15 protein-coding genes are annotated in these 12,261 nt (G+C 38.7%); 5 read left to right on the forward strand and 10 right to left on the reverse strand.

The annotated features are described in order from the left end of the window. The first annotated feature begins 58 nt into the window (after positions 1 to 58). Entirely contained in the window at positions 59 to 505 is a 447-nt protein-coding gene (locus tag ACWATA_RS09025; protein WP_033580597.1) for a GNAT family N-acetyltransferase, read from the forward strand. A gap of 328 nt (positions 506 to 833) precedes the next feature. On the opposite strand, the gene ACWATA_RS09030 is transcribed toward ACWATA_RS09025, so the two are convergent. After that, positions 834 to 1,190: a hypothetical protein gene (locus ACWATA_RS09030; RefSeq protein WP_033580598.1), complete on the reverse strand. Its 357-nt coding sequence runs from the start codon at positions 1,188 to 1,190 to the stop codon at positions 834 to 836. A gap of 66 nt (positions 1,191 to 1,256) precedes the next feature. Next, positions 1,257 to 2,123, reverse strand: coding sequence for a YitT family protein (locus tag ACWATA_RS09035; protein ID WP_033580599.1), 867 nt, complete (start codon positions 2,121 to 2,123; stop codon positions 1,257 to 1,259). A gap of 162 nt (positions 2,124 to 2,285) precedes the next feature. Here ACWATA_RS09035 and cobT point away from each other — a divergent pair, with 162 nt between their 5' ends. After that, positions 2,286 to 3,323 carry a nicotinate-nucleotide--dimethylbenzimidazole phosphoribosyltransferase gene (cobT, locus tag ACWATA_RS09040; protein ID WP_033580600.1) on the forward strand — a complete coding sequence of 346 codons (1,038 nt, stop codon included), beginning with the start codon at positions 2,286 to 2,288 and terminating at the stop codon, positions 3,321 to 3,323. Between the two features lie 74 nt (positions 3,324 to 3,397). Here cobT and ACWATA_RS09045 read toward each other — a convergent pair whose 3' ends face one another. Further along, positions 3,398 to 3,532 (reverse strand): hypothetical protein, encoded by a 135-nt coding sequence (locus ACWATA_RS09045; RefSeq protein ID WP_255219782.1) that lies wholly within the window; start codon positions 3,530 to 3,532, stop codon positions 3,398 to 3,400. 318 nt (positions 3,533 to 3,850) lie between these two features. On the opposite strand from ACWATA_RS09045, the gene ACWATA_RS09050 reads away from it, so the two are divergent. Further along, on the forward strand, positions 3,851 to 4,531 hold the full coding sequence (locus ACWATA_RS09050) for an FHA domain-containing protein (protein ID WP_033580601.1): 681 nt from the start codon (positions 3,851 to 3,853) through the stop codon (positions 4,529 to 4,531). Positions 4,532 to 4,546: 15 nt separating this feature from the next. Here the strand turns inward: ACWATA_RS09050 and ACWATA_RS09055 are convergent, their stop codons facing one another. The 3 genes from ACWATA_RS09055 to ACWATA_RS09065 all read right to left on the reverse strand — a co-directional run bounded on the left by ACWATA_RS09055 (position 4,547) and on the right by ACWATA_RS09065 (position 6,359). Then, positions 4,547 to 5,314 carry a class I SAM-dependent methyltransferase gene (locus tag ACWATA_RS09055; RefSeq protein ID WP_028414366.1) on the reverse strand — a complete coding sequence of 256 codons (768 nt, stop codon included), beginning with the start codon at positions 5,312 to 5,314 and terminating at the stop codon, positions 4,547 to 4,549. Positions 5,315 to 5,501: 187 nt separating this feature from the next. Then, the gene (locus ACWATA_RS09060; RefSeq protein WP_028414365.1) at positions 5,502 to 5,963 is read right to left on the reverse strand and encodes a DinB family protein; all 462 of its coding nucleotides are present in this window, start codon (positions 5,961 to 5,963) and stop codon (positions 5,502 to 5,504) included. A 120-nt stretch (positions 5,964 to 6,083) separates the two neighbouring features. After that, entirely contained in the window at positions 6,084 to 6,359 is a 276-nt protein-coding gene (locus ACWATA_RS09065; RefSeq protein ID WP_013057736.1) for an AbrB/MazE/SpoVT family DNA-binding domain-containing protein, read from the reverse strand. A gap of 413 nt (positions 6,360 to 6,772) precedes the next feature. Between ACWATA_RS09065 and rpsN the strand changes: the two genes are divergently transcribed. Beyond that, a complete protein-coding gene (gene rpsN / locus ACWATA_RS09070) occupies positions 6,773 to 7,042 on the forward strand; it encodes a 30S ribosomal protein S14 (RefSeq protein WP_028414364.1) in 270 nt (89 codons plus the stop codon). Positions 7,043 to 7,071: 29 nt separating this feature from the next. Here the strand turns inward: rpsN and ACWATA_RS09075 are convergent, their stop codons facing one another. Beyond that, entirely contained in the window at positions 7,072 to 9,054 is a 1,983-nt protein-coding gene (locus ACWATA_RS09075; protein WP_473049774.1) for an N-acetylmuramoyl-L-alanine amidase family protein, read from the reverse strand. A gap of 571 nt (positions 9,055 to 9,625) precedes the next feature. On the opposite strand from ACWATA_RS09075, the gene ACWATA_RS09080 reads away from it, so the two are divergent. Continuing rightward, positions 9,626 to 10,159 carry a GrpB family protein gene (locus tag ACWATA_RS09080; protein WP_028412757.1) on the forward strand — a complete coding sequence of 178 codons (534 nt, stop codon included), beginning with the start codon at positions 9,626 to 9,628 and terminating at the stop codon, positions 10,157 to 10,159. Positions 10,160 to 10,194: 35 nt separating this feature from the next. Here ACWATA_RS09080 and ACWATA_RS09085 read toward each other — a convergent pair whose 3' ends face one another. The 3 genes from ACWATA_RS09085 to nfsA form a co-directional block, all read right to left on the reverse strand. Next, the gene (locus ACWATA_RS09085; RefSeq protein WP_033580604.1) at positions 10,195 to 10,875 is read right to left on the reverse strand and encodes a DUF4397 domain-containing protein; all 681 of its coding nucleotides are present in this window, start codon (positions 10,873 to 10,875) and stop codon (positions 10,195 to 10,197) included. Positions 10,876 to 10,990: 115 nt separating this feature from the next. Further along, positions 10,991 to 11,428 carry a hypothetical protein gene (locus ACWATA_RS09090; protein ID WP_098113291.1) on the reverse strand — a complete coding sequence of 146 codons (438 nt, stop codon included), beginning with the start codon at positions 11,426 to 11,428 and terminating at the stop codon, positions 10,991 to 10,993. A 93-nt stretch (positions 11,429 to 11,521) separates the two neighbouring features. After that, a complete protein-coding gene (gene nfsA, locus ACWATA_RS09095; RefSeq protein ID WP_028412760.1) occupies positions 11,522 to 12,259 on the reverse strand; it encodes an oxygen-insensitive NADPH nitroreductase in 738 nt (245 codons plus the stop codon). Positions 12,260 to 12,261: the final 2 nt, after the last annotated feature.

The following is a 12,261-nucleotide window of genomic DNA, read 5'->3' on the forward strand; positions in this document are numbered from 1 at the left end:
GAAAAAAAGTATAGCTATCGAATTATGTTAAGAGCGTTGAGCTAAAAGGAGTGATTAAATGGTTGTCATTCGACAGGCGGTTGAAACTGATCGAGAGCGACTGGCTACGTTAATGCAAGAATATATAGTGAAATTCTGCGAGCAGCCTGACCCTTCCCGGAAAGCTTTAACTTTACATATTAAGCGTCTATTGAATAATCCTTCCTACGGTATCCAGTTTGTTGCTGAATTGGAAGGGAAACTAGTAGGTTTTGCGACGGTGTACGTATCGTGGAGCACCCATTATTTTAAAGAAACAGGCGTCTTAAAAGATTTGTACGTATCTCCTTTAAACAGAGGAAATAAAATTGGTGAACGTTTGTTTAAGATTTGCCTTGCCTATTCTCAAAAGTATGAGTTTGCAGGAATGACCGCTGAGTGCAGCAGTGAAAATAAAGTTGCTCAAAACCTTTATCAAAAAATGAACGGTAAAGAAAATGCAGGGGTTCAATACCGTTTTTTTTAAGAGAAGTACAGCTTTTACTTTTAAGACTTCTACTAAATGGCAAAAATATGTTATAGTATGAAAAGTGAAATTGATGAAAATGTCGGTGGGCTATATGTTAGATGATGGTAGGAATAGTAGGGGGAAGTTGGACTAGCTGTTTGAAAGGCGGCCATCCTATTTTTAGTATAGCCGCAAGGAAGGAGCAGGACCTTGAAAAAAAATCCAATCTTAAACGCGTGGAAAATAGTAACTGCGACGAGCGGTTTTTTACTTGCGCTGTTTATCTTTAAAGTCCGAAAAGGAAGATAACCATATAAAAAAAGCTCCTCGATTGAGGAGCTTTTTATTATTTAGTAATAGGAAACGTCAAGGGAGTCACTGTTGATAAAGAATCTCGGTAAGAATGATAGGTGAAATAATGACGTGTTGGACTATAAATAGTCATGTAAAGTAAATAATCATATTTCGTTTCCATATAGAAAAAAACGCCGTCTTCGTGGAGTGCATAGAAAGAGTACGAAATCCCGAGCAGCGTTTGCTTTTGTACGCTTGCGCTTGGATTTTCTTTAATCCATTCATACAGTTCAAAAACACTCACTCCTGGTGAAGATTGCAGCGTATGTACTTTGTCATATAACTTATCAGATACATCCGAAACCGACTGTTTTAATTGGTTAAATAAGTTGGACATTTGTTCTTTCATTGTGGTGATCTCCTTTACGGGTAGTCAGCTATTAGCATGCTCAGAGAAATTCACGCTTATGTATAGTTAGTGAATGGCTGATTTGAATTTGCCGCCCTGCGCTTCTTGGGTATCCATAATGGTTGTAAATGCCTGTGGATCAATTTCAGAAATAATGGTTTTAAGCTTGGTAATTTCTAAACGCGTCACAACTACGTATATGACTTCTTTTTCTGTACCTTCAAATCCGCCTTTACCATACAGTTTCGTCACGCCGCGGCCTAGACGATGCGTAATAGCGTCTGATAGCTCTTCATAGTGATTTGACACAATAAAAGCTGCTTTTGTTTCATCAAGCCCTTGAATGATCGCATCGATTGTCTTAGACGCAATATAGTACGTAAGGATCGAGTACATGGCCTGTTCCCAACCTAGCACGAACCCTGCCCAAGCGAAAATGAAGATATTTAAAAACATCACAAATTCACCCACAGAAAACGGGATTTTTTTTGTTAATAAAATACCTAAAATCTCAGTTCCATCTAACGCTCCACCGTGACGAATGACCGTTCCTACACCCGCTCCTAAAAGGAGCCCGCCAAATACGGTAGCAAGAAGCGGTTCAGATGTTACAGCTGGAACATGGTGCAATTGAGATTCTACAATGGATAAAGCAACAACTGCAAACATAGATGAAAAGCAGAAGCTACGACCAATTTGTTTGTATCCACTATATAAAAAAGGGAGATTAAAGATGATGATAAGAAGACTGAACGGCAATTTCGTTAAGTAAACTAAAATTAGAGAAATACCGATAATACCGCCGTCAATTACGGAATTTGGGACTAAAAATAATTCGATAGAAACGGCAGCCAAGGAAGCTCCAATTAACATCATAATGTAGCGATAAATGAGCCGACCTGCCTTTTCCTTTTTGTGCTGTTTCGTTGTCATAAAATCTTTCCTTTCAACATACTGCCTATACGCAACTCTTACTAGTATAACTAAGTCTTGGGAACTCTATCCAATTATCTACTTTAAAAAAGACTAGCCAGAATAAACAAAATCCTGTTAAATTAAACGGTAGACATTTGCTGAAATAAAGGAGCTGTACATATGATAAACGTTTATATTCCACCGCTTCAAACAAGCGCTGGCGAAAAAGCGGCACGCTATATTGATACATTAACCAAACCGATAGGAAGCCTTGGAAGGCTCGAAGAAATAGCAGTTGAATTAGCGGCCATGACCGGGGAAGCTTTTCCGACAGTCACGCCGCCAGGAGTCCTCGTTTTTGCAGGCGATCATGGAATTGTAAAAGAAGGAGTTTCAGCTTACCCTCAAGACGTAACGGCACAAATGGCGCTAAATTTTTTGCAGGGAGGAGCAGCTATTAACGTGTTTAGTGGGCAAATAGATGCCCAGTTCAAACTGATTGACATCGGCATTGCTTCTGACCTTTCCCATAAGGATCTTGTACAACGCAAAGTGAAGCTGGGCACAGCAAGTTTTTATAAAGAAGACGCGATGACGCGCAGTGAGGCAGAATTGGCTGTTCAAGTCGGATATGAAGAAGCTGAAGAGCTTATTGCCCAAGGAATTAAATGTTTGATTGTGGGAGAAATGGGCATTGGAAACACTACGTCAAGCACGGCTATTTTAGCTGTATTGACAGGAGAAAAAGTCTCTAAGCTTGCAGGAATGGGCACAGGGATTTCTGACGAACAACTGCGCCACAAAGTGAAGGTAATTGAAGAAGCGCTGCAAAACAGGCACATCAACCCTCAGGATCCGATTGATATTATTAGTAAAATAGGGGGGCTTGAAATTGCAGGGATGACAGGTGCTATGCTGGCGGCAGCTGCTCACCGTATTCCTATTTTAGTAGATGGTTTTATTTGTACAGTTGCAGCTCTTCTAGCGACAGAAATCAATACACAAGCAAGAGACTATATGTTTGCTAGTCACGAATCTGTTGAACAAGGTCATGCGTGTGCAATGAAGCTTCTTGGCAAGAAACCGCTTCTCAACCTCAATCTTCGGTTAGGTGAAGGAAGTGGAGCTGCTGTTACATTTCCGCTGCTGCACTCGGCTTCGCTGATGATTGCTAATATGGCTACGTTTCAATCTGCGGGAGTGTCTGAGAAAGAATAAACTTAGAAAAAAATAAACCTAAAAAAGACATGGGAACAAAACCATGTCTTTTTTCTTTATTTTATAAAAAAATCTTATATTTTTAACATCATAAACCAATAAACGCTAAAGCTAGCACCTGTTAAAATAAATGATCCAATAATTAACAATACCAGTGCAACGCGTCGTTTAATCGCTTGAATTTCTCTATCTTTTGGCAAACGTCCCATTGGTCTTCCTCCATTATGTAAATATTTCACGTATTTTCCTATTTTACTCCGCTTTAAAAAGAGAGAACATATGTCAAAGTTACTAAAAAACAAATTATTTTACAAAAAAATTGTATCCACGTTACAGCAGGGCAAAGAATACGTATTTTTTCAGTTAGAAAAGGACTGCTCTAAAGGTTTACTTACATGGCAACAACCTTTATCATATAACTGACTATACTATGATGTTATCCAAAGTTGGAAGAAATCTCAATAAATGTGAGTGTTATAATTACATGATAAGAGTCAGAAAATTTTAAAAAAGAGTGTGAGCAAACAATGAACGGTATGTTGATTATTCGGAACGGTGCTCCTTTTTATGAAGGAGCTTCCGTGCCTATTCCAAAAGATAAAGCTTGTATTATCGGACGAAGCAGTGAAGAATGGGAGCCTTATCTGGCCTTTCAAAGTGCTTACATTTCACGCAAGCATTTTGAAGTAACGTACGAAAGCAATGCATTTTTCATTACAGACTTGTTTAGTAAACACGGGACAAAAGTAAACGGAGAAGAGTTACAGCCTGGAACCCCTCGTTTCTTGAAAGAGCAGGATGTCATTACCTTAGCAAATGAGGAGGCAGCTTTAGTATTTAGAAATGATGATATGGATGCAACCCTCGATTTAGGACCTTTGCTAAAACAAATAAATAAGCCATTTTACACATTAGATCCAATTTTGCAGAAAGTAAAAGTAAAAGAGGAAACGTATATTCTGTCAGATAAAGAATACGCGTGCTTAGCTTACCTTCTAGAATATAACAATCAATTTGTTTCAAAAGAAGCATTAAAAAAAAGCGTTTGGCCTGAACGAGTAGAGTCAAATGGAGAAATTCTGGTAGCAGCGGAAGAGCTGAATGCGCTGATTTACCGGGTTCGCAAAAAAATAGGAACATATTTAGAAATCGAAGTGATTCGAGGAAAAGGATATTGGCTGCACTTTAACGAAAATGGACGTGAATAGAATCACGTCCATTTTTTAATCTCGTTTTACAGCATGTACACGTATATGTTTAGCTTCTGCTAGCCAAGATCCGTTTTGAAATAGTTTGTCTTGCATTCGATTTTCTAAGCGCGTAATGAGGACATTTTTAGTTTCTGTCGTCACGTGAGCAAAAAGAGGGGCTGCATTTGTTTCGAGCCAATTACGCAAGCCGTTTTCCCCTTTTAACAAGAGGGGCCGGCTGTAGTGTATGGCCGTGGTGACTTGAAAATTCTGTGATTCCAAAAGAGAAGAATATTCAGCTACAGAAGGGAAGTACCATGGGAAATCTACATCGTTATAAGGGATATCAAACGTTTTAAATTGACGAATGATTTCTGTGAAAATTTCGTCCATGTTTCCTTTTCCCCAAAATTCTGCTACAAATCGGCCATTTGGTTTTAAAGCATTGTAAATGTTTTTAATGACAAGGTGAGGGGGACGGATATCGTGTAAAGTTGCATTGGAAAAAACTGCGTCAAATTGTTCGTAATAAGGAAGGTTAAGGGCGTTTAACTGTTCAAAGGATAGAGTCGGGTACTGATGACGAGCCTGTTCAATCATATTTTCAGAGCAATCGATGCCCGTTGCACGGACATGAAGCTTATTGAGCTGCGAAATAAATTCGCCAGTGCCACAGCCAATATCTAAAATATGTTCGCCAGCTTGAGGAGAAAGAAGGTTCATAGCACTTCCTCCAAATGAAGAAACAAACGGAAGATGATACACTTGAGCAATTTTTTGTTGATTAACAGTTTGACTCATGAAGTGATTCCTCCTTTGTAAAAGATGATGACGATCGTTTTATAAGAAGAAACAAGCTTTGAATAGTAGATATGAAGTTATTGATAGAATTATACCATATATCTTACTTATTATGCCGAAAACTCCAAAGAAAAAGCGCACCAAACTTCTAGCTTGGGCGCTTACAAGTCGAACTATTTTATAACCATTAACCGAACTGAACAAATAGAGGAAGATCTGTATGACCCATCTCACGTACGTAGACGTATAAATTTCCTTTATGATGAATTTCATGGTCAATGGCCATTTGTAAAAGCTGTCTTCCAGGAAGCTTTCTTCCAAACGCTGCAGTTGCGTCAATGGTCTTGTTTAAGTCATCTTCGCTAAGTGAGCGTAATACGTCTACTGTTTTGTTCGTATATTCAGCTGCAAGGTCCGATAATGACTTACCGCCAAAATCAGCTTTTTGACCAAGTGGAGATAAATCACCGGATTTTACCACTGATGCAAATGCATAAAAGGATGTTAAAATATGCGTAGATAAGTCAAAAGCTGACATAGATGTCGGGGCAGGCTTGTATTCGTAGTGACCTGCTTCAATTTTGTTGATTAATTCATTAGTTACGTTTCGATGTGCTAAAAAGTGATGAGTCATTTGTTCAACTGTCATGATAAAAGGCTCCTTTATTATGTATTCGCTTCTGAGTATAGCATCTGAAAATCAGAAAGCGAAGAAAAAACTTTAATAAAAAGAAAAACAGCTGCTTACATGCAACTGTTTTTCTTTTTATTAGAAATTACGTTGTTTTAACTCTTCAAGTAATAACTCCATACCTTCGCGGCTTAAAGTTAATTTGCCATCTGCGATTGTTACGTTGTCAGAAGATACTTCACCAGTAATCGCACAAGCACCGTTCGGCTCATATTTCTTTAAAATAATTCGATCTGTTTCGACAAAAATTTCAACAGGATCTTTTACATCTATTTCAAGAACACGTCTTAACTCTTTAGGAATTACGATACGACCTAAATCATCTACTTTTCTTACAATACCAGTCGATTTCATTTTTTAATCACCTTTACTTTTATATTTTATTGAGTACACAAAATATTATTTTTGGAATTTCTAAGATGATTATATACTAGATAACCGCTAAATTTGTCGAAGTTATTAATATGTAAATGAACTGTAATATTATTGAAATATTATCTGTAAATACAAATCCTCCTACAAAATGGAATATGTAGGGCTCTTTGTATGATATAGGAGATGAAGGAATTAATTACATTTGACATACAATTTTATTTATGTTTATACAGCAGTTTAGGAGAGAGGATACATGTAAGCGTGGAAGCAAACAAGTTGAAAAAATGAAGAAAATATGATTAAATTTAAAAAGTAATTTGCTCAAAATAATTAAATCGTAATGATTACGTATTTTAAATAAAAATTGATAAAGCGAAAGGATGACAAAGAGTTTGGCTAAAAAATCAAAAGTTGTAAAAGAACAAAAGCGCCAAGAGATAGTAGCGAAATATGCGCAATTGCGCCAAGAGTTGAAGGAAAAAGGAGATTACGAAGCGTTAAAAAAATTGCCTAGAGATTCTTCACCAACGCGCTTAAATAATCGCTGCCGCGTTACCGGTCGCCCTCGAGGCTATCTTAGAAAATTTGAAATGTCACGCATTGCTTTTAGGGAATTGGCCTACAAAGGACAAATCCCAGGTGTTAAAAAAGCAAGCTGGTAGTATAAAAGCCCTCATAATGAGGGCTTTTATTATTTATTAGCTGCAAAGTATCGAGCAATTCCTTGATAAATACCTGTAGATATTTGCTGCTGATACGCATTAGAAGAAACAATTTGCTCATCGTGAGCATTTGATAAAAAGCCTAATTCAAGAAGTACAGCACGCTGGTTGTTTTCTCGAGTAACATAATAATCTCCAAAACGAACCCCCATATCCTTCATAGAAGGCGCATTTTCAGCCATGCTTTCTTGAATGTATTTTGCTAATTCTTTATCTTTAGCTTCACTGTAATAAAATGATGCGATGCCGTTTGCAGAAGATGAAGTAGAAGCGTTATAGTGAACGCTGATAAATGCATCTGCATGCTTTGCTTCACTAACGTTCACACGTCCGCTCAGTGAAATAAAAGTATCGTTTGAACGCGTCATAAATACATTTGCTCCGGCATTAGCTAAGCGGCTTGCCACAAGTTTTGCGGTTGTTAACGCTAGGTTTTTCTCAATCGATGACTTGCCTGAAGTGCCAGGGTCATATCCGCCGTGCCCAGCGTCTACCACAATAATTTTATCTTTTAAAGCAGCAGATGGGGAAGGCAAACTAGCTGAAGTTGTAGAACCAGCCGCAGCTGTTAACCCTTTTGACACCCATGCTGTTTGACTTGCAGAGTACTGAATTTGCACCCAGTCATTCGTTTCGCCTACTTTTTTGAATCGTTCGCCTGCTTTTGCTACACGAATAATTCCCGCACTTAAGCTCGGCTGACTGCGCAAATTTGAAGCTTTTGTAATTTGAATCGACTGGGCTGGTTGTGAAGACTGTCCAGAATTAGCTTGTAAATACTGACTTGCTACCCAGCCCGTTTGGCCGCTTGCCGTTTTAATCTGAGACCAAGATCCGCTTTCTTTTAAAACCATTACTTTTGAATTGCGCGGTAAGTTTGTTACGACCGATGCGCTTGTGCTTGCAGAAGAACGAACGTTTAATGAACTGGCGTTAACGACCGCTGACTTAGATGACGTGGATCCAGAATCTTTAGCTGGCGCAGAAGAAGCAGAGCCTGCTTGTAGGTACTGACTTGCCACCCAGCCCGTTTGACCACTTGCTGTTTTAATCTGTGACCAGGATCCGCTCTCTTTTACCACCGTTACTTTGGAACCCCGGGATAAGTTCGTCACGATAGACGCGCTTGTGCTTGCAGAAGAGCGAACGTTTAATGAGCTAGCGTTAACAACAGCTGACTTGGATGTTGTAGAACCCGAGTTACTAGTCGGTGTAGAAGAACCGGAGCCTGCTTGTAGGTACTGACTCGCTACCCAGCCCGTTTGACCTGATGCTGTTTTAATCTGTGACCAGGATCCGCTTTCTTTTACCACCGTTACTTTTGAATTGCGCGGTAAGTTCGTCACGACCGATGCGCTTGTGCTCGCAGAAGAGCGAACATTTAATGAGCTAGCGTTAACAACAGCTGACTTGGATGTTGTAGAACCCGAGTTACTAGTCGGTGTAGAAGAACCGGAGCCTGCTTGTAAATACTGACTCGCTACCCAGCCTGTTTGACCCGCTGCCGTTTTAATCTGTGACCAAGATCCGCTTTCTTTTACCACTGTTACTTTGGAACCTCGGGATAAGTTCGTCACGATAGACGCGCTTGTGCTCGCAGAAGAGCGAACATTTAATGAACTGGCGTTAACAACGGCTGACTTGGATGTCGAATTTGCCGTAGACGTACTGTTTGTTTGTGTTTTGTTTATGTATTGAGATGAAATCCAAGCTTCTTTACCGTTATACGTAATTTTAGCCCATCCCTTGCTTTCATCTACTATATTAACGGTGTTTCCCTTCGTTACTTTTCCAACGATAGCGCCGCTTGTACTAGGCGTTGCACGTACATTTAACGATGTAGCAGTTACTTTGGCCGATTCAGCTGCATCTGCGTCAATCGAATGCAAAAGCAATGAAGAGCTTAAAAGAACAGAAGAAACGGCTGTGTACATGACATGTTTTTTATTCATTTTTTCCTCCTTGCAAATTACAAATTTCAACATAAGTTAATTAGTATACAAAGCATATATCGGCAAATAGCCCAAAATTTTGAGTTAAATCTACTATTATCTCATAATGCCGATATTATCCATCATACTATATGTCGAATTTCAATTGTATAATGAATTTGAACTATCTGCCATCCTTAACGATAAAATTTTACATTAATGTAAAATATAATTATATCAAAGGTGAAATGTAGGGACGTCAAGGGCATATAAAGGTCTTTAGCCCTTTGTTCACCGATGTTTTGAGGACATGTTTTATACTAGAAAAAATGTAAAATAGTATAAAGCAGCTGAATGTGAATATGATAGAGGAGAGATAGCAAATAAAAGAGTATCTATCTTTTGGAGGAGGAAACATCCACAATTATGAAACATTCAGAATAAAAATAACAAAAATATATAAAATAATATAAAGCCTGTCTATATCGATGGAAAAGCTCATAGCATAAACCAAAAGTAAATAGTTAGAAAATTCTTTCTTTTTACTTTGAAACATGGTACAGTATAAAAAAGTGAAAGGGTGGAAACTGATATGCGAAAGATTGTTCAGTATGAAACAAAGTGGTCGCTTTTGTATCAAATGGAAAAAGAAGCGTTACTTAATACACTAAAAGATTTTTCAGTAGACATCGAACATATTGGAAGCACGTCCGTTCCAGGATTGGCAGGTTCACCAATCGTTGATATTTTAATCGGCGTCAAACGCGAAGAAGACATAAATGAAGTGCGCGCTATATTAAAAAATAAATCTCACGTATACGTAGCGGAAAAAGAGATGTTCGTCTTATTAAAAGAAGGCGTTCCAGCTGCACACTACCCTCCAATTATGACAGCTAAAAATGCCCGTAAGCTCATTCCACATGATGCTAGAAGAAGTCATGTGTACGTAACGGTCAGTGAATCACCTTACTGGAATGAACGAATTAATTTCAGGGAGCAGTTACGCTCGAGCGAACGTGCTAGAAAAAAATATGAAGGTATGAAATACGAGCTTTCAAAACGATTGTGGAACGATATTTCTACCTATGAGTACAAAAAAGAAGAATTCATTCAGCGCAGTCTATAAAAAACGTCATTTCAATTGAAATGACGTTTTTTTAATTAATTATCTTGTAAAACAATGGTCTCAAGCTTATCAGCAGTATTTACTGCGAGAACCGTATAGTTTTTACCGCTTTGAAGATTTGTTCCAGGAAGACTTAGTATTTCTTTTCCGTCTGCTGTGGAAACAGATAAATCATACGAACCCGGATTTACTACTTGATAACCTGAAATGCTTTTAAAAGACAGATCTTTAAATAAAGGAGCAGCCCCTTTAGGACCTACGTTTACCGCAGGAGCATCAGGAGATAAATGAGCAACACGTAAGCTTGCTTTTCCATCCATCCCTTGCTTATTATTCGTAAAAGCCTGCAGTTCAAGATTTTCGGCTTTATTTACAGCGGCTACTGTATACGATTTTCCACCGTCTACAACAAGGGTAGCTTCGATGATGGAATCTTTTGTTCCTTTTGTCTTCGCTTCGTATACTTCTACTTTATGAGAACCAGCTGACAAAGGCAGGGAGTTGGAGACATCTTTAAACTTTGCTCCTTCTACTAAAGCTTTGTCATCCACAAAAATGTCTACAGCTGGAGCATCTGGTGAAGCATGAACGATACGAACTTCTGCATTTTGAGCTGGTCGCTCATCTGCAGCAGGAGGTGTTTCAGCGGCAAATACTAACATGCGGCTAAGTGCCAAGAAGGCAATCACTGCTACCATTACGAATAGTCGTTTCATCAAGTATCACTCCTTTTTTAGTATACACAGCTTTATGTAAAGAGAAGGACTGTGCAGTTGTTAGCGTATACTAAATAAAATCAACTATTCGTTTGTTTGTTAACTTTTAACGTGTTTACTGAGATTTCTGACGGAAAAATCGAAGAATAGCCAAAATATTGTACAAGGTTGTTAAGAGCCACGTCAATAAAAAGCCTAGGCCAAGTCCGATATTGGCATCTATATACGTATGCGTGAAGTCATCATATACGACGTAGGCAAGAGGAGCAATTGACAGTAAAAGGAGAAGAAAAAACAAAAGTGTTTTCCATCTGCTTAAAGTGAAGGTTAGATAAAAGAAAAGGAAAGCGGAAAACAATAGAAGACCGTCTCGAATAGCCCAAGGTAAAACGCCGATATGTGGATTAGCGAGAAGAAAGGTTGGAACAATTGAAAGGAGGAAAAGGAGAGACAGCAAAGTCACGTGAAGGGTGTTCTTTTTTGTAAAAGCCGGTATCAATAAAAACGCTGCCGTTGCACCTAAAAGAAAATTACAAATTAAAATAAACTCCATCCAAACACCTCATTTATCGAGTATTACTTTTAGTCTATTCAAGACGCTGTTAAAGTAGATAAAAAAAGCTGCGATGAACATCGCAGCTTTTGATCATTCGAATTTAAATCCTTGTTTTTCAAGCATCGCTCGAACTTCTGGATAATAAATGGTTTTGTAAATAGCGGATACAGTTTGTGACCAGTTGCGGTCATCTGCACCGTTTGTTCTCTTTTTCATATACTCTGCCATTTCAGCATCATAGTCTTGAATCAATGACTTTAAGTCATGATTATAGCTTTCACGATGGTGCACAGCAGCTTGTGGCAATCGAGGCTTTTTCGCAGAATGATCTGCCGGATGTCCAATGACAAGACCGCTTACTGGGAATACGTATTCCGGTAAATCTAGGAGTTCAATGACTTCTAGTGGCTTTCTGCGAATTCCGCCGATTGGTACTGTACCTAAACCGAGTGACTCTGCTGCAACTGTTGCTGCTTCTAAAGAAATTCCAGCATCGGTTGCCCCCACCAAAATTGACTCAAGCCCATCGGTTACGCCAAGAGGCGCATCGTTAAGCTCAGCTGCAATCTTAGCACGATTAAAATCTGCACAAAAGATTAAAAATAGAGGAGCTTGGTCAATCCACGCTTGGTTGCCCGCAAGCTCTGAAAGCTTTTTCTTCTTTTCTTTATCTTGGACGCTAATAATAGTTACTTGCTGTCCGTTAATAGAAGAAGCGGCTGACTGAGCAGATTGAATAATTGTATCTAAATGCTCGTCGCTTACTGCTTCGTCTGTATATTGACGGATAGAACGATGATCTTGAATTGTACGAATTGCTTCATTCATGA

It is taken from the genome of Priestia sp. USM5 (genome assembly GCF_058323215.1).